This is a genomic window from Stackebrandtia nassauensis DSM 44728, from assembly GCF_000024545.1.
Lineage (GTDB): Bacteria > Actinomycetota > Actinomycetes > Mycobacteriales > Micromonosporaceae > Stackebrandtia > Stackebrandtia nassauensis.
Genome location: NC_013947.1, coordinates 4,073,509 through 4,090,297 on the forward strand (window position 1 = coordinate 4,073,509; position 16,789 = coordinate 4,090,297).

The following is a 16,789-nucleotide window of genomic DNA, read 5'->3' on the forward strand; positions in this document are numbered from 1 at the left end:
GTTATTCGCCGGTCCGCTGTATCTCGGCCCGCAGGTCGGTGGTCGGCGGTAGCCAGGAATCGATGTCCACAGTGCTCTGCTCGCCGGAGCGGATGTCGCGGATCTCGTGTCCGTCCGTTCCAGAGGACGGGAACAACACGAACGGGATGCCGCGCCGCTCGGCGAACTTGATCTGCTTGCCGTACTTCTGCGCCGCCGGAGCCACCTCGGTGGCGACACCGCGCGACCGCAGCTTCGCCGCGATGCGGTCGCAGTCGCGCCGCGAATCGGTGTCCGGCAACGCGACCAGCACACAGGTCGGAACATCCCTTGTAGCGCCGAGCTTGCCCTCCGACACCAGCGGCACCAGGATGCGGGAGATCCCGATCGAGATGCCCACCCCGGGGAAGCTGTTCTTGCCGTCGGAGGCGAGGTTGTCGTAGCGACCGCCCGAGCACACCGAACCCAACCGCCCGTACCCGTCCATGAAGGTCTCGTAGACGGTGCCGGTGTAGTAGTCCAGACCGCGGGCGATGCGCATGTCGGCCCGCAGCAGCCCGGGAGCGTCCTCGGCACCGGTCGCGATGACCGTCGCCAGCTCGTCGAGTCCCTCGTCCAGCAACGGATCCGAGACACCCAGTGCCCGCACCGCGTCCACGAAGGACTCGTCGTCGGTGGCGATCTCGGCCAGCGCCAGACACGCCTTGACCTGGTCGTCGGCGGCGCCCAGTTCCTCCGACAGCAGCTTGGCCACCCCGGCGGGACCGACCTTGTCGATCTTGTCGACGGCACGGATCGCGCCCATCGGGTCGGACAGGCCCAGCCCCTGGTAGAAGCCCTGCGACAGTTTCCGGTTGTTGACGTGGATGCGCACGTCCGGAATCGGCAGCGACCGCAGCGCGTCCCCGACCACCAGCGGGATCTCCACCTCGTAGTGGGTGGGCAGCTCGTCGCGGTCGACGATGTCGATGTCGGCCTGCCAGAACTCCCGGAACCGGCCGTCCTGCGGCCGCTCCCCCCGCCAGCACGGCTGGATCTGGTACCGGCGGAACGGGAACTGCAACTTCCCGGCGTTCTCCAGGACGTAACGCGCGAACGGCACCGTCAGGTCGAAGTGGAGCCCGAACCCGGTGTCGCCGCCGGATTCGGCCTCGGCCTGCAACCGCCGCAGCACGTAGACCTCCTTGGAGGTCTCCCCCTTGCGCAGCAACTGGTCCATCGGCTCGATCGAGCGGGTGTTGACCGAGGCGAAACCGTACAGTTCGAAGGTCTCGGCCAGTTTGGCGATCACCCGCTGCTCGACCACGCGACCGGCGGGCAGGAACTCCGGAAAACCGGACAGTGGAGCCACACGGCTCATGGTTGTCTCTCCTTAGGACGAATCGGTTCAACGGCGTGGGCAGGCACCGTCGCGTTCGGTCACAGACCGCGCGTCGGTGCCTCCATATGGCCGCTGTCGACGATTCGGCGCAGGAACGGGTTGCCGCGACGCTCGGCCCCGATCGTGGTGGCCGGTCCGTGGCCCGGCAACACGACGGTCGCGTCGTCGAGGGGCAGGATCTTGTCGGCCAGCGACCGCTCCATGGCGGCGTTGTCGCCACCGGGGAAGTCGGTGCGTCCGATGGAACCGGCGAACAGGACGTCGCCCGACAGGCAGTAGTCGGCCTCGTCGTCACTGGCGCGAAACAGCACCGATCCGGGAGTGTGCCCGGGAGCGTGGTCGACGGTGAAGTCGATGCCCGCCAGGTTCAACGGCCCGGTCTGCGGCAGTTCCTCAACGTCGTCGGGCTCGGCCCACTCCAGTCCCCCGGCCATGGCCTTGAACTGCGGCGGCAACCCCGAGAACGGATCGACCAGCTGGCCGCGGTCGCCGGGGTGGACGTACGCCGAGATGCCCCGCGCCCCGCACACCGGCACCACCGAGAAGGTGTGGTCGAAGTGCCCGTGGGTCAACATGACGGCGACGGGCCGCAGCCGCTTGTCCGCGAGCAGCTTCTCCAACCGCGACGCGATCCCGATGCCCGGGTCGATGACGACACACTCGGAACCGGCGCCGGTCGCAACCACATAACAATTTGTGGCGAAGGCCTCGGCGACCACGCTCTCGATCAGCACCGTTTTGTCCTCTTCAACCCGGTTTGCCCGGCCGCTACGGCCGAGCCGGGCTTAGCGTACCCACCACGCGCCGCTAGGCGCATCTGGGTTGTTTGTATAAACTGCGCCCCCAGAAGCCGACGTTTCGCGTGCCGCGAGACGCCCCGCTCACCCACAAACTCGCCGAAGGAAGAGGAATCGCCGGTGACCTCACGCAAGGGCAAGGCCCGGGAGCGCCAGCTGGCCCGCGACAAGTACGAGCGTCAGCTCGCCAGGCGGGCCGCCAGCGCGCGCCGTCGTCGTCAGGTCAAGGCGGGCGTCGGAGTCCTGGTGCTCGTGCTGGCCGGTTTCGCGGTGGCCTGGTTCCTGGGCGCCTTCGACAGCGATGAGAAGGACAAGGGCAAGAATCCCAAGGACGAGCCCTCGACCTCGGTGAGCGACACGAGCAACCCGTCGGACGACCCCTCGAAGTCCGACGACAAGAGCGACAAGCCTTCCGACGACAAGAGTTCCTCGGACGGCGAGAAGTAAACCTCCCACCCACCATCGATCGGAGTACCGGTGTCCACAGCGCGAGAACGCCGAAAGGCGGCGCAGTCCAAGCTGGAAGCGCGCATGGCCGAGAAGCAGGCCGTCGCACGGCGCAAACGCCGGGTGACCGTGACCCTGTCGTCGATCCTCGCCGTCGCCCTGGTGGCCGGGCTGGGCTGGTTCCTGGTCTCGGTGATCAGCTCCGGTGGTGACGACTCCGCCGCCAAGAAGGACGAGCGGATCGAGGACGGCGACGGGCACCCCAAGGACAAGGTCGTCATGAACGCGCTGTCGCTGAGCAAGCCGGCCTCGGCGTCCAAGGGCGCCGAGAAGTGCGAGTACAAGGACGTCAAGCCCGTCGAGGGCCAGCCGGAGAACACCGAGCTGGAGGACGTCGGCAAGCCCGGCGACGGCAAGAAGCCCAACACCGGCACCCAGAAGATGAGCATCGATCTCAAGCAGGGACCCGTCACCGCCGAGATCGACAACTCCAAGGCGCCGTGCACGGCGGCCAGTTTCACGTACCTGGCCAAGAAGGACTTCTTCAACAAGTCCGAGTGCCACCGGCTGACCACCAAGGACCTGTTCGTGCTGCAGTGCGGTGACCCCTCGGGGACCGGCCGCGGTGGCCCGAAGTACCAGTACGCCACCGAGTACGTCCCGAAGGACACCGCCAAGGACCTGTCCAAGAAGGAGCAGAAGGAGGGCAAGAAGCCCAAGCCCAACTACAAGGCGGGCACCCTGGCGATGGCCAACTCCGGCGAGGACACCAACGGCAGCCAGTTCTTCATCGTCTACGAGGACACCTACCTGCCGCCGAACTACACGATCCTGGGCAAGGTCACCTCGGGTCTGGACGTGGTCCGTGACATCGCCAAGAAGGGCGCCTGGATCACCAAGAAGGAGCAGGAAGAGCGGCAGCAGCAGCAAATGGGTGGTATGGGTTAAACCACAACAATCGACCCGGCCGGCGCCACATCGCCCGCAACTCGCACACCCTGCGGGAACCGCACTACGATGGGCATTCAAGATTCGTCAGTGTCGGTGAGGAGCTGCGCACGTGGCAGGCGAGGCAAAAGTCACCCCCAGTGAGGGTGAAGGCACGGTGCCGGGCGCCGCGAATGAACGCGGCGGCGGCCTGGCATCCGCGCCCACCGGACGACGCGTGCGCGCGAGACTGGCCCGGTTCAACACCCCGTGGCAGTCACCGCAGGTTCCCGAGGTGCTGGAACCGCTGGTGGCCACCCACCGGGCCTGTCACCCGCGCACCGACGTGCGGTTGCTGCAACGCGCATACGCCACCGCGGAACGGCTCCATGAGGGACAGTTCCGCAAGTCGGGCGACCCGTACATCACCCACCCGCTGGCGGTGGCGTCGATCCTGGCGGAACTGGGCATGGACACCACCAGCCTGGTGGCGGCGCTGCTGCACGACACCGTCGAGGACACCGACTACACGCTCGAGGCCATCACCGAGGACTTCGGCGGTGAGGTGGCGCTGCTCGTCGACGGCGTCACCAAGCTGGACAAGGTGAAGCTGGGCGACGCGGCCAAGGCCGAGACGATCCGCAAGATGGTGGTGGCCATGGCCAAGGACCCCAGGGTCCTGGTCATCAAGCTGGCCGACCGGCTGCACAACATGCGCACCCTGACCTTCCTGCCCGCCGCCAAGCAGGAGCAGAAGGCCCACGAGACGCTGGAGATCCTGGCGCCGCTGGCGCACCGGCTGGGCATGAACACCATCAAGTGGGAGCTGGAGGACCTGTCCTTCGCGACCCTGTACCGCAAGCGCTACGCCGAGATCGGGCGGCTGGTCGCCGAGCACACCCCGCAGCGGGAGATGCTGCTGGCGCAGGTCACCGACCGCGTCAACGCCGACCTGCGCGAGGCCCGGATCAAGGCGACGGTGTCGGGACGACCGAAGCACCTGTACTCGATCTACCAGAAGATGATCGTGCGGGGCCGCGACTTCTCCGACATCTACGACCTGGTCGGCATCCGGATCCTGGTCAACTCCGAACGCGACTGCTACGCGGCGCTGGGTGTCATCCACGCCAACTGGCAGCCGGTTCCGGGGCGGTTCAAGGACTTCATCGCGATGCCGAAGTTCAACATGTACCAGTCGCTGCACACCACCGTCATCGGGCCGACCGGCAAGCCGGTGGAGATGCAGATCCGCACCTGGGCGATGCACCGCACCGCCGAGTACGGCATCGCCGCGCACTGGAAGTACAAGGAGACCAAGGGCGCCACCATCGCCGGTCCCCCGGCACACATCGACGAGATGGCGTGGCTTCGGCAGCTGCTGGACTGGCAGCGCGAGGCCGCCGACCCGAGCGAATTCCTGGACGCGCTGCGCTTCGACCTGGCCAGCTCCGAGGCGTACGTGTTCACGCCCAAGGGCGACGTGATCGCGCTGCCGGCCGGTTCGACGCCGGTGGACTTCGCCTACGCGGTGCACACCGACATCGGGCACCGGTGCATCGGCGCCAAGGTCAACGACAAACTCGTCGCCCTCCACGAACCACTGTCCAATGGCGACGTCGTCGAGATCTTCACGTCCAACAACAAGACGCCCAACCCCAGCCAGGACTGGCTGAGTTTCGTCAAGAGCCCCCGGGCGCGGACCAAGATCCGGCAGCACTTCAACCGGGAGCGGCGCGAGGAGTCGATCGAGACCGGCAAGACCGCGATCGTCAAACACATGCGCAAGCAGAACCTGCCGTTGCAGCGCATGATGACCATCGACGCGCTCAACGCCATCGCCCGGGAACAGCACCTGCCGGACGTGTCGGCGCTGTACGCGGCCGTCGGCGAGAACCAGGTCTCGGCGCAGCACGTGGTGCAGCGGCTCATCGTCGGTTACGGCGGCACCGAGGGCGCCATCGAGGACATCGCCGAGGTCACCAGCCCCGAACGCGACAAGACCGACCACCACAAGCACGTCCCGGACGCGCCGGTGATGGTGGCGGGACTGGGCGCCGGGGACGCGGCGGTCAAACTGGCGGGTTGCTGCAACCCGGTTCCCAACCAGGACATCATCGGCTTCGTGACCCGGTACAACGTCATCAGCGTGCACCGCAGTGACTGCTCCAACCTGATCCGCGCCGAGGACGAGCCCGAGCGGCTGGTCGACGTGGCGTGGCGTCCGGCCTCGGAGTCGGCGTTCCTGATGGTGATGCAGGTCGAGGCGCTCGACCGGCACCGGCTGCTGGCCGACGTCACCCAGGCGCTGTCGGAGGAGCGGGTGTCGATCCTGTCGGCGACGGTGACCACCACCCGTGACCGGGTGGCGCTGTCGCGGTTCACCTTCGAGATGGCCGACCCCAAGCACCTCGACCACCTGTTGCGGGTGGTTCGCAAGGTGGAGGGTGTTTACGATGCCTATCGCATCACCGGTGAGGAATCCAACAAATCCGGCTGAATCGGTTGCGGGCCCCGGCGGCCCACGCCTACGGTGGCGGTTGATGCCAACTTGATAGGAGGCACGACCATGGGGATTCAGGACAAGCTCGAAGGCGCCAAGGACAAGGCGATGGGCAAGGTCGAGGAGATGAAGGGCAAGGCCAAGGGCAAGGCAGCGGAGAAGGAGGGCGAGGCCAAGGGGAAGGCCGCCGAAACCCGCGGCCAGGCCGACGCCGCCGACTCCCGTAACTCGGGAATGGTCGACAAGACCGCCGACTTCATCAACCAGAAGACCGACGGCAAGTACGAGGACAAGATCGACACCGCCGTTGACAAGGTCAAGAAGATGACCGGTCAGCAGTAGCGGTCACAGCCGAAAAAGTGGCCGCCCGGGTTGCCCCGGGCGGCCACTTCACGTTCGGTGGTGCGAAACGGTCAGCGACGCTTCTTCTTGCGGGCACCGGTGGGGCGCTTGTTGTCCCCCGACCGGGCACCCGGGCGCGGCGCCGAGGCGTTGCTGAGCGCCTTGGGGCGCGACTTGCGCTCCTCGGTGTCCTCGGCGTCGTCCGGCTCGTCCTCGACCGTCTCGGCCGTCGTGTCGGCCTTGTCGGTGTCGTCCTCGTCCGCGTCGTGGTCGGGCTCGGCCACGATCGACTCGGCGGACTCGCCCGTCTCGGCGCGCCGGGCCAGCACCTTGCGGGTGTGGGTCTTGTAGTCCTTCTCGCGCAGCTTGAAGTCCACGACCAGCGGGGTGGCCAGGAACAGCGAGGAGTAAGCGCCGGTGGCCATACCCACGAACAGCACCAGCGCCAGGTCCTTGAGCGTCCCGACACCCAGCAGACCGGCGCCGACGAACAGCAGGCCGCCCACTGGCAGCAGACCGATCAGCGTGGTGTTGATGGACCGCATCAGGGTCTGGTTGATGGCGAGGTTGGCGCTCTCGCCGTAGGTGTAGCGCTGCTGGCTGAGCACGCCCCGGGTGTTCTCGTGCACCTTGTCGAACACCACCACGGTGTCGTACAGCGAGTAACCCAGGATCGTCAGCATGCCGATCACGGTGCTGGGGGTGATCTCGAAACCGACGATGGCGTAGATACCGGCGGTCAGGATCAGGTCGTGGATCAGCGCGAGGATCGCCGCGATGGCCATCTTGCGTTCGTAGCGCCACCACAGGTAGCCCATGATCAGTGCCAGCGAGACCCCCAGCGCCCAGTACGCCTTGGTGGAGACACTGGCGCCCCAGGATTCGCTCACGTTCGAGATCGAGACCTCTTCGCCGCCGAGCGCCGCGGACATCGCCTCCTGGATCTCCTGCTGCTCCTTGTTGGGCAGCGACTCGGTGCGCACGACGACGGTGGCGTCGTCACCGGTACCGGCGGTCTGGGCGGTGACGACCTCGACACCGTCGGCCTCGACGGCCGCTTCGACCTCGGTGAGGCTCACGCCTTCCTTGACCGCGCCCTGGAACTGGGTTCCACCGACGAACTCGATGCCCCAGTTCATGTGGTTGGAGCCGATGGCGAGGCCCAGGCCGCTGAGGCTGACCAGCATGAGCACCAGCGAGATCCCGTACCACAACAGGCGACGTTTGATGAAGTCGACGGTGGTCTCACCACTGTAGAGCCGGGAGAGTACGCCCGGCTTCTTCACGGGCTTGTCGGCGCCTCGGTCTTTGTCGGTTGTCACGGCTCAGGACTCCTTCGGGCTCACGGCGCCCCTGACGGAAACACTCGCGGGGGTACGGCGACGGCCGGTGTGCAGACCCGACAGGAACGGATTGTCGAGAATCCTCGACCGCGAAACCCACGACACCAGCGGATGGGTGAACAGGAACACGACCAGGATGTCGAACAGTGTCGACAGTCCCAGGGTGAACGCGAAGCCCTTGATCGCGCCGATGGCCACGAAGTACAGCACCAGGGCGCCGATGATCTGGACGGTGTTGGCCGACAGGATGGTGCGTCGTGCCCGGGTCCAGGCCCGGGGAACCGCGCTCCGGGAGGATCTGCCCTCCTTCACCTCGTCCTTCAATCGTTCGAAGAACACCACGAAGGAGTCGGCGGTGATACCGATGGCCACGATGAATCCGGCGACACCGGCAAGCGTCAGCGTGAAGCCGATCTGGGCGCCCAGCATCGAGATCGCCGGGTACAGGACCGCGCCGGACACCAGGAGGCTGACGATGACGACGAAGCCCATCAGTCGGTAGTAGACCAGGCAGTACAGGATCACCAGGGCGACACCGACGCCACCGGCCAGCAGGCCCGCGTACATCTGGCTCAGGCCCAGGGTGGGCGAGACCTCGTCGATGGTCTCCACGGTGAACGAGGCGGGCAGCGAACCGTACTTCAGCTGCTCGGCCAGCAGGTTGGCGTCGTCGGAGGAGAAGCCGCCGGTGATCTCCACCGAGCCGCCGCTTCCGGCGCCCTGCTCGATCGTGGGCGCCGAGACGACCTCGTTGTCCAGCACGATCGACACGTTCTTGCCGACGGTGGCGGTGGCGAGCTTCTTCCACTTGCTCGCGCCGGAGTCGGTGAAGCTGATGCCCACGGCGTAGGCACCGGCCTGCTGCTGGTCCGGCTGCACCGTGGCGTTGGAGATGTCCTCGCCGACGACCTTGGCCTCGGCCATCAGGTACTTGGTGTAGGCGGACTGCTTCTGCTTCTTGGCCGCCTTGATGTCGGCGTCGGAGGGACGGTTGCAGGCCACGACCTGCTCCTTGATCTCCGAGATCGCGCCGGGGGTGCGGCCGTTGAGCTGGCCGCAGCCGATGTTGGGGATGTAGTACTGCCATGACGGGGCCAGCACCGCGACCTCGTCGGGCGACAGCTTGCCGAACTTGGCGAAGTCCTCGGTGTAACCCAGCTGCGGGAACATCTGCGGCGACAGCTGCTGGCCCTGCTTGACCATGGCCTCGGCCTGCGCCACGAACTGCTCGGCCGCGCCGATCAGTTCCTTGCCGAGCTTCTTCTCGAGCTTCTTGCGCTGTTCCTTGACGGAGTTGTCGACGTCGGCCGGGTCCTCGCCCTTGTCCTTGTCGTCGTCCTTGGAGGACTTGTCGTCGGAGGGGCTTTCGGACTTGTCGTCCTTGGAGGACTTGTCATCCGAGGGGTTGTCGGCCTTCTCCTCGTCGGAGGAGTCCTTGTCGGACTCCTTGTCCTTGTCCTTGTCGTCCTTGTCCTTCTGGGTTTCCTTCTTGAAGTCCTCGGGGTCCTGCTGGGTGTAGTCCTCACCCGGGCCCGCCAGGACCTCGCGGAACCGCAGTTCGGCGGGGGCGCCGACCTCGCGCAGTTTCTCGGCGTTGGCCTCTTTACCGGCGACGTTGACGACGATGTGGTCGCTGCCCTCGACGTAGACCTCGGGCTCGGCCACACCGGTGCCGTTGACACGGTCCTCGATGATCTGGCGGGCCTGCTCCAGCCGGGCGGCGTCGGGGGTGCCGTTGTTGGGCAGCGACGCCTTGAGGGTCATGGTCATGCCGCCCTGCAGGTCCAAGCCGAGCTTGGGGATCGGGAAGCTCTTGAAGCCCGTGCCGGCGAAGGCCGCCAGCCACAACAACCCCGCGACCACCAGCAGTGACACAAAATAGGGCGCTACCCGCAGTTGCTTGCGCGCCACCTTCTTGCGTCTGCGGGGCAGCTCCTTGCTTTTCGGACCCACGGCAGTCCACTCTCCTTAAACACTCGGCGCTCGGGCGTGGCGCAGCTCTCTTCAGGCGACCACGCTTACGCGCGGCGCCACCTTAGCGTGTCCGCTCGAACCTATTTCCGAGAGTCGTCGCCGGACGACTTGTCGGCCTTCATGTCCACGACCGCACTGGCCGGGGTCTCCTCGGACTTCTCGTCCTCGGAGTCGTCATCGTCAGTGGTCAGGTCGGTCTCCACCGTCTCGTCGACGACGCGGGCGATGGCACCGCGCTCGTAGACGCACATGACGCCGGGGCTGACCTCAAGGGTCACCGTGTCCTTGTCGGCGTCGATGATGGTGGCGTGCAGGCCGCCGATCGTGACGATGGTCTGGCCGGGTCCGGCCTGGCGCTGCTTTTCCATGATTTCGCGGCGCTTCTTGTTCTGCGGCCGGATCATGAAGAAGTACATGGCCACCATCAGCAGGATGATGACGGCGGGCATCATGAAGCCGCCAAGGCCGCTTCCGTTTGCTGCTGAGAGCACGCGTAGTGCCCCTTTCCACGAGTAAAGAGTCTTGAGACGTCTGCGGAGTCTAGCTTGCCCCTACACCACCGTGAACGCCGCCACAAGCTGCGGCGCTCCCTGACACTTCGCCTGGCGGCGTTGTCGTCGTCGGCCATGCGAACCCGGCATGGCTCTCCTCCTCCGCCTTGCCATGCTCGGTCAGGAACCGCCTCGTGAAAGGGCTGCGGCGCGGCCCGGCCACGGCGAGGCCGCTATTCGGTCTCGTCCTCGTCGAACAGCGCCGCCTGCACGGCCCCGGCGGCGCTGGCGCGCGGCGGGGTGCGGCCCAGGTGGCGCCAGCCGTGGACGGTGGCGACGCGGCCGCGCGGGGTGCGGGCCAACAGGCCCGAGCGCACCAGGTAGGGCTCACACACCTCTTCGACGGTGTCGGGTTCCTCCCCCACGGCCACCGCCAGCGTGGTCAGGCCCACCGGTCCGCCGCCGAAGGACTCGATCAGGGCGGTCAGCACGGCCCGGTCGAGCCGGTCCAGGCCGATGTCGTCGACGTCGTACAGGGCCAGGGCCGCAGAGGCGACCTCCTGGGTGACGTGGCCGTCGGCGCGGACCTGCGCGAAGTCGCGGACCCGGCGCAGCAGCCGGTTGGCGATGCGGGGGGTGCCGCGGGAGCGTCCGGCGATCTCGCGGGCACCGGAGTCGGTGATGTCCACCGACAGGATCCGGGCGGTGCGGTGGACGATCGACTCCAGTTCCGGCGGGTCGTAGAAGTCGAGCTGGCCGACGAAGCCGAACCGGTCCCGCAGCGGGCCGGTCAGGAGGCCGGAGCGGGTGGTGGCGCCGACGAGCGTGAACGGTTCCAGGTCCAGCGGGATGGCGGTGGCGCCGGGGCCCTTGCCGACCATGACGTCGACGCGGAAGTCCTCCATCGCGGTGTACAGCAGTTCCTCGGCGGGCCGGGCGATGCGGTGGATCTCGTCGATGAACAACACGTCGCCGGGGCCCAGCGAGGTCAGCACGGCGGCCAGGTCGCCGGAGCGTTCGATGGCCGGGCCGGAGGTCTGGCGCAGTGACACGCCCAGTTCGGCGGCCACGATCATGGCCAGGGTGGTCTTGCCGAGTCCGGGCGGGCCGGACAGCAGGATGTGGTCGGGGGCGGCCGAGCGCTGTTGGGCGCCCGACAGCAGCAGTTCCAGTTGTTCGCGCACCCGGGCCTGGCCGATGAGTTCTTCCAGTTTCGCGGGCCGGACCCCGGCCTCGGCGCGGGCCTCGGCGGGCATGGCCTGGGCCGAGACGATGTCGGGCTCGTAGAAGTCTTCCTCGCCGAACTCGTCCATCACTTCGTCCCCAACAGCCGGATGGCCTGTTTGAGCAGGCCCTGTATGTCGACAGCCTCACCGTCGACCTGGGAGTCGAGCTTGGTGATGGCGCCGTTGGCGTCCTTGGCCGACCAGCCCAGGCTCATCAGGCCCTGCTGCACCTGGTCGCGCCACGACACCGGCCGTCCGGCCTTGGGCTCGGTGGCCATCGAGCCGGGCAGCGCGCCGATCTTGTCCTTCAGTTCCAGGACCAGGCGTTCGGCGCCCTTCTTGCCGACGCCGGGGATGCGGGTCAGGGTCGCGGTGTCGCCGGAGGCGATGGCGTGCCGGACGGTGGCGGGCGGGTGCACCGCCAGCGCGGCCTGTGCCAGCCGGGGGCCGACGCCGCTGGCGGTCTGCAACAGCTCGAACAGGTCCCGCTCGTCGGGTGCCTCGAAGCCGTACAGGGTCAGCGAGTCCTCGCGCACGACCAGGGTGGTGTACAGAGTGGACTCGCCGCCGACGCGCAGGTTGGCCAGGGTGCCGGGGGTGGCCCGCACGCTCATGCCCACGCCGCCGACCGTGATGGTCGCGGTCGAGGTGCTGACGTGGGTCACCGTCCCGGTGAGACTGGCAATCAACGCGGCTCTCCTTTGAGGATGGTCTTGTCGCGGGCGGCGGTGAACCGCGCCTGGGTGCCGCCGCGCCACACGTGGCAGATGGCCAGGGCCAGCGCGTCGGCGGCGTCGGCGGGTTTGGGCGGTGCGTCCAGTCGCAGCAGTTTGGTCACCATGGTGGTCATCTGTTTCTTGTCGGCGACGCCGGAGCCGGTGATGGCGGCCTTGGCCTCGCTGGGAGTGTAGGTGGCGACTGTGACACCGGCGCGAGCCCCGGCCAGCACCGCGACCGCGGAGGCCTGGGCGGTGCCGATGACGCTGGCGACGTTGTGCTGACTGAAGACCCGTTCCACGGCGACCGCGTCGGGCTGGTAGCGCTCCACCAGCTGGGCCAGGGCGGTGTCGAGGCGCAGCAGCCGGTCGGGCAGCGCGGCCTCGGGGTCGGTGCGCACCACGTGGACGCCGACGAGGCGGCAGGGCCGACCGGGGGCACCCTCCACAATGCCGACACCGCAGCGGGTCAGGCCCGGATCGACGCCCAGTACTCGCACCTCGCGGACACCTCCACTTCACGAACGTCCGTTCGACCACTGTAGTGGGTGTGGGCGCGGCGACCGTCGGCGACACACGCACGAGCGGCCGGTTCGGCATTCAGCGTTACACCCGCCGCCGGTCAGTGCCGACCGTTACATTGCCGTTCGACGTGCGGCGGGCTTAGATTTCAGGCGTGTCGAGTTTCCCGGTTCTGAAAGGCCGCGAGGCCATCCTCGCCGCTTACCGCGCCGAGCCGTTCGTGTCGTGTTTCCTGGCCGACAACGCCGAGGGAGTGGTGCGCGACGACGCGGTGGCCTGGTTCCGGGAGTTCAACGGCCGCAGCGTCCTGATGGGCGACGGCCCGGTGCGGGCCACGGCCCGGCTGGTGGCGGAGCTGGCGCCGCACTGGCGGCCGGATCGGCTGACCGTGCCGCAGGAGGTCTTCGAGCAGCTGCCGGGTGAGCTGCGTTCAGCGAAGCCGGGGCGGTGGCACTGGTTCTTCACCCGTTCGGCGCCGCCGACGCACCCGGCCGAGTCGCGGGTGCGGTGGTGCACCGAGTCCGATTTCGACGCGATCACGGCGCTGCTGGACGTCGCGTTCCCCGACGCGTCCAGCCGCCCCGATCCCGCGGTTCCGCACCGGCGCTGGTTCGGCGCCACCGACGCGAACGGGTCCATAGTGGCCTGCGGTATCGCGCAGGTCGGCGACGGCATCGGGCCGATGCTGGGTTCGATCGCGGTGCACCCCGACGCCCGCCGTCAGGGGCTGGGCTCGGCGATCACCTCGTGGGTGACCCGGCGGCTGCTGGACGAGGGCAACGCGATGGTGGCACTGGGCTCGTACGCGGGTGAGGAGGCCACCCACCGGATCTACCGGCGGCTGGGTTACCGCGACACCCGGGTGCTGGCCTCGGGGCGACTGGAGCCCTCGCCCGCCCACTGAGTGAGATTTTCATCCACTGAGGACGTAAGTCTTGTCTGCCAGATCACTCCTTTCGGAAAAACGCTGTTGCCTCGCTCTCACATGCGCCTGAAAAACTGTTCACGGCGGCCGGGCGGGCGTACGGTCAGGCATTGACCGCTCCCCGCTCTTCTGTTTAATGAGGACGTTTCCCGTGTCTGCCGCCGAGGCCGCCCCCCAGTCCGCCGGTCATCCGCGCCGCTTCGTCGCGCTGCTCGTACTGACCCTCGGAGTCATCACGGCGACCGGTCCACTCGCGACAGACCTGTACCTGCCCGCGTTCCCCGAGATCGCCAAGGACCTCGACGCGCCGCAGTCGCACATTCAGCTGACGCTGACCTCGGCCATGTTCGGTCTGGCCGTCGGACAGATGATCATCGGCCCGATGAGCGACGCCTTCGGCCGCCGCAGGCCGCTGCTCATCGGCACCGCGATCTTCACCGTGGCGTCGTTCCTGTGCGTGTTCGTGCCCTCGGCCGGGGTGTTCATCGCGCTGCGGTTCGTGCAGGGCGCGGCCGGGGCCGCCGGCGCCGTCATCGCCCGCGCGATAGTGCGCGACCACTTCTCCGGCGACGCGATCACCAAGTTCTTCTCCCGGCTGGTGCTGGTGACCATGCTGGCGCCGATGCTGGGCCCGATCCTGGGCGCCCAGCTGCTGCGGGTCGGGCCCTGGCAGGTCGGGTTCATCGTGCTGACCGTCGTGTCGATCATCGGGATGGTGCTGGTGTACTTCGCGCTGCCGGAGAGCCTGCCGGCCTCGCAGCGCCGCGCCACCACCCCGGCGGCGCTGTTGAACGTGGTGCGGCGGCTGATCGCCGACCCCCGGTTCATCGGACCCGCTCTGACGCTGGCGCTGGTGTTCGGAGGACTGTTCACCTACATCTCGTCGTTCTCGTTCGTGGCGCAGGAACAGCTGGGCGCCACCGCGCAGCAGTACAGCTACGTCTTCGGCATCAACACGCTGGCGATGCTGGGCGGCACCCAGATCAACGGGTTCCTCATCGGCCGGGTCGGCACCCGGTCGCGGCTGATCGCCGGGCTCGCGGGTTCGTGCGTCGGGGTGCTGGCACTGGCCATCCTGGACGTGTCCGGGGCGACGGACCTGGTGTCGCTGACGATCGCGCTGGCGATCCTGATGCTCAGCCTCGGCATGGTGTTCCCCAACTGCACCAGCCTGGCGCTGGCCAGCCAGCCCGCCTCGGTGGCCGGTACCGGCTCGGCCCTGATCGGGACGCTCCAGTTCGGGCTCGGCGGCGCGATCCCGGCAGCGGCGGCCTGGACCCCGGACGGCCGGGTGTCGCTGGCGAGCATGGTGATCGTGATGCTGTCCGCGATCCTTGTCGCGGTACCGGTTTTCGCGCTATTCGGTGTACGAGCGACCCGCTACGCGGACTGATCCGCCGGTAGCCTCAATGGGGTGAGCCGCTCCCCCGACATCAGTCTCGCCTCGACCATGGACGAGCACGAGGAACTGGCGGCTCTGTTCGCCCGCATCTGGCAGGTCCCCGAGCCCAGCCAGATCTACCCGGCCTCGCTGTTGCGGGCGGTGGAGTTCGCCGGGAACTACGTCGCCGTCGCCAAACTCGACGGACGCATCGTCGGCGGCGCCGTGGCCTTCTTCGGACGCGGCGGTCACCTGCACTCCGACATCGCCGGGGTCGACGCGTCGGTACGCGGGCGCGGCATCGGCCTCGCCCTCAAACTGCACCAGCGTTCCTGGGCGCTGGAACGCGGCGTCCGATCCATACAGTGGACGTTCGACCCCACCCTGTTCCGCAACGCCCGCCTGAACATCCACCGGCTCGGCGGCTACGCCGTGGCCTACCTTCCCGACTTCTACGGCCGCATGGACGACGGCATCAACGCCGACACCGGCCCCAGCGACCGACTGCTGGTCGACTGGCGCATCGACACCCCACGTGTGCGTGGGGCCATCACCGAGGGACTCGCCGAGCCCACCGACGGACTTCGCGTCCCGATCGGTCCGCTCGACCGGCTGCGAGCCGATCTGACCAAGGCTTTCGACGACGGCATGCGGATCACCGATGTCACCGTCGACAATCACTACATCATGGAGAGACCCGGATGAGGATCACCGGAGCCCGACTACATCGAGTCCACATGCCACTCGTGGCACCGTTTCGCACGTCCTTCGGCACCGAGACGGTGCGCGAGTTCGTCCTGTTGCGCCTGGAGACCGACAACGGCGTCGGCTGGGGCGAGTGCGTCGCCGACGCCACCCCGCTGTACTCCAGCGAATACCTCGACGCGGCCAACCAGGTGATGGCCGAGTTCCTGCTGCCGCGACTGGCCGACCGCGACACGATCACGGCGCCGCAGGTCGCCGAGGCGCTGTCGGGGTTCAAGGGCCACCCGATGGCGAAGTCCTGTGTGGAGATGGCGGTGCTGGACGCGGGACTGCGTTCGTGCGGGATGTCCTTCGCCGACTACCTGGGCGGCGTGCACGCCACGGTGCCGGTGGGCGTGTCGGTGGGCATCATGGACTCGATCCACGAACTGCTGGACGCCGTCGACGGTTACCTGAAGGACGGGTACCGCCGCGTCAAGCTGAAGATCGAACCCGGCTGGGACGTCGAACCGGTGCGGGAGGTGCGGGAACGCTTCGGCGACGACGTGGACCTGCAGGTCGACGCCAACGCCGCCTACCGGCTGTCGGACGCCCGGCAGCTGGCCCGGTTGGACGACTTCGACCTGCTGCTGCTCGAACAGCCGCTGGCGGCCGACGACCTGCGCGGCCACGCCGAGTTGGCCTGGCGGCTGACCACCCCGATCTGCCTGGACGAGTCCATCACCTCGGCACGCTCGGCCGCCGACGCCATCGCCCTGGGCGCGGCATCCATGGTGAACATCAAGCCGGGCCGGGTGGGCGGCTATCTGGAGGCCCGCCGGGTCCACGACGTGTGCGCCGCCAACGGCGTCGGCGTGTGGTGCGGCGGGATGCTGGAGACGGGGCTGGGCCGCGCCGCGAACCTGGCGCTGGCGGGACTGCCCGGTTTCGTGCTGCCCGGCGACATCTCGGCCTCGACCCGCTACTACGCCCGCGACATCACCGAACCCTTCGAGCTGGAGGACGGCTGCCTGCGGGTGCCGACCGGTCCGGGGCTGGGGGTCGAGCCCATCGGCGAGGCGCTGGCGGAGTTCAGCGTTTCTACACAGTGGATCGACTTCAAGGGCTGACGCCGCGCCGATCGGCGCAAACCC

16 protein-coding genes are annotated in these 16,789 nt (G+C 67.9%); 8 read left to right on the forward strand and 8 right to left on the reverse strand.

Annotated elements, in window-relative coordinates; translation table 11 throughout:
• Window position 1: 1 nt before the first annotated feature.
• Both hisS and SNAS_RS18830 read right to left on the reverse strand, forming a co-directional pair.
• Entirely contained in the window at window positions 2–1,339 is a 1,338-nt protein-coding gene (hisS, locus tag SNAS_RS18825) for a histidine--tRNA ligase (protein ID WP_013019044.1), read from the reverse strand.
• A gap of 59 nt (window positions 1,340–1,398) precedes the next feature.
• Window positions 1,399–2,094, reverse strand: coding sequence for an MBL fold metallo-hydrolase (locus SNAS_RS18830; RefSeq protein WP_013019045.1), 696 nt, complete (start codon window positions 2,092–2,094; stop codon window positions 1,399–1,401).
• Window positions 2,095–2,277: 183 nt separating this feature from the next.
• Here SNAS_RS18830 and SNAS_RS36290 point away from each other — a divergent pair, with 183 nt between their 5' ends.
• The 4 genes from SNAS_RS36290 (at window position 2,278) to SNAS_RS18850 (ending at window position 6,373) form a co-directional block, all read left to right on the forward strand.
• Window positions 2,278–2,604 carry a hypothetical protein gene (locus tag SNAS_RS36290; protein ID WP_013019046.1) on the forward strand — a complete coding sequence of 109 codons (327 nt, stop codon included), beginning with the start codon at window positions 2,278–2,280 and terminating at the stop codon, window positions 2,602–2,604.
• A 30-nt stretch (window positions 2,605–2,634) separates the two neighbouring features.
• Window positions 2,635–3,552: a peptidylprolyl isomerase gene (locus tag SNAS_RS18840; protein WP_144300563.1), complete on the forward strand. Its 918-nt coding sequence runs from the start codon at window positions 2,635–2,637 to the stop codon at window positions 3,550–3,552.
• Window positions 3,553–3,664: 112 nt separating this feature from the next.
• Window positions 3,665–6,028 carry a RelA/SpoT family protein gene (locus tag SNAS_RS18845; protein ID WP_013019048.1) on the forward strand — a complete coding sequence of 788 codons (2,364 nt, stop codon included), beginning with the start codon at window positions 3,665–3,667 and terminating at the stop codon, window positions 6,026–6,028.
• A gap of 69 nt (window positions 6,029–6,097) precedes the next feature.
• Window positions 6,098–6,373, forward strand: a complete 276-nt coding sequence (locus SNAS_RS18850; RefSeq protein ID WP_013019049.1) for an Rv0909 family putative TA system antitoxin — start codon at window positions 6,098–6,100, stop codon at window positions 6,371–6,373.
• Between the two features lie 71 nt (window positions 6,374–6,444).
• Here the strand turns inward: SNAS_RS18850 and secF are convergent, their stop codons facing one another.
• The 6 genes from secF to ruvC form a co-directional block, all read right to left on the reverse strand.
• Window positions 6,445–7,695: a protein translocase subunit SecF gene (secF, locus tag SNAS_RS18855; RefSeq protein ID WP_013019050.1), complete on the reverse strand. Its 1,251-nt coding sequence runs from the start codon at window positions 7,693–7,695 to the stop codon at window positions 6,445–6,447.
• Between the two features lie 3 nt (window positions 7,696–7,698).
• Window positions 7,699–9,669 (reverse strand): protein translocase subunit SecD, encoded by a 1,971-nt coding sequence (secD, locus tag SNAS_RS18860; RefSeq protein WP_013019051.1) that lies wholly within the window; start codon window positions 9,667–9,669, stop codon window positions 7,699–7,701.
• A gap of 101 nt (window positions 9,670–9,770) precedes the next feature.
• The gene (gene yajC, locus SNAS_RS18865) at window positions 9,771–10,181 is read right to left on the reverse strand and encodes a preprotein translocase subunit YajC (protein WP_211207205.1); all 411 of its coding nucleotides are present in this window, start codon (window positions 10,179–10,181) and stop codon (window positions 9,771–9,773) included.
• A 233-nt stretch (window positions 10,182–10,414) separates the two neighbouring features.
• Complete coding sequence (gene ruvB / locus SNAS_RS18870) at window positions 10,415–11,494, reverse strand: Holliday junction branch migration DNA helicase RuvB (RefSeq protein ID WP_013019053.1); 1,080 nt, start codon at window positions 11,492–11,494, stop codon at window positions 10,415–10,417.
• Window positions 11,494–12,096, reverse strand: a complete 603-nt coding sequence (ruvA, locus tag SNAS_RS18875) for a Holliday junction branch migration protein RuvA (RefSeq protein WP_013019054.1) — start codon at window positions 12,094–12,096, stop codon at window positions 11,494–11,496. The genes ruvB and ruvA overlap by 1 nt, the downstream gene beginning before the upstream one ends.
• Window positions 12,093–12,623, reverse strand: a complete 531-nt coding sequence (gene ruvC / locus SNAS_RS18880; RefSeq protein ID WP_013019055.1) for a crossover junction endodeoxyribonuclease RuvC — start codon at window positions 12,621–12,623, stop codon at window positions 12,093–12,095. Before ruvC ends, ruvA begins: the two co-directional genes overlap by 4 nt.
• Window positions 12,624–12,799: 176 nt before the next feature.
• On the opposite strand from ruvC, the gene SNAS_RS18885 reads away from it, so the two are divergent.
• From SNAS_RS18885 to menC, 4 genes are all read left to right on the forward strand, one after another.
• Entirely contained in the window at window positions 12,800–13,549 is a 750-nt protein-coding gene (locus SNAS_RS18885; protein WP_013019056.1) for a GNAT family N-acetyltransferase, read from the forward strand.
• Between the two features lie 172 nt (window positions 13,550–13,721).
• Window positions 13,722–14,963, forward strand: a complete 1,242-nt coding sequence (locus SNAS_RS18890) for a multidrug effflux MFS transporter (RefSeq protein WP_013019057.1) — start codon at window positions 13,722–13,724, stop codon at window positions 14,961–14,963.
• A gap of 21 nt (window positions 14,964–14,984) precedes the next feature.
• Complete coding sequence (locus SNAS_RS18895; RefSeq protein ID WP_013019058.1) at window positions 14,985–15,656, forward strand: GNAT family N-acetyltransferase; 672 nt, start codon at window positions 14,985–14,987, stop codon at window positions 15,654–15,656.
• Window positions 15,653–16,765 (forward strand): o-succinylbenzoate synthase, encoded by a 1,113-nt coding sequence (menC, locus tag SNAS_RS18900; RefSeq protein WP_013019059.1) that lies wholly within the window; start codon window positions 15,653–15,655, stop codon window positions 16,763–16,765. Before SNAS_RS18895 ends, menC begins: the two co-directional genes overlap by 4 nt.
• Window positions 16,766–16,789 lie beyond the last annotated feature (24 nt).

What these genes read in the sequence shown, in the direction of transcription:
- hisS (WP_013019044.1), bottom strand. Translation starts at nt 1,339, where the DNA reads ATGAGCCGTGTGGCTCCACTGTCCGGTTTTCCGGAGTTCCTGCCCGCC.
- SNAS_RS18850 (WP_013019049.1), top strand. Translation starts at nt 6,098, where the DNA reads ATGGGGATTCAGGACAAGCTCGAAGGCGCCAAGGACAAGGCGATGGGC.
- ruvB (WP_013019053.1), bottom strand. Translation starts at nt 11,494, where the DNA reads ATGGACGAGTTCGGCGAGGAAGACTTCTACGAGCCCGACATCGTCTCG.
- menC (WP_013019059.1), top strand. Translation starts at nt 15,653, where the DNA reads ATGAGGATCACCGGAGCCCGACTACATCGAGTCCACATGCCACTCGTG.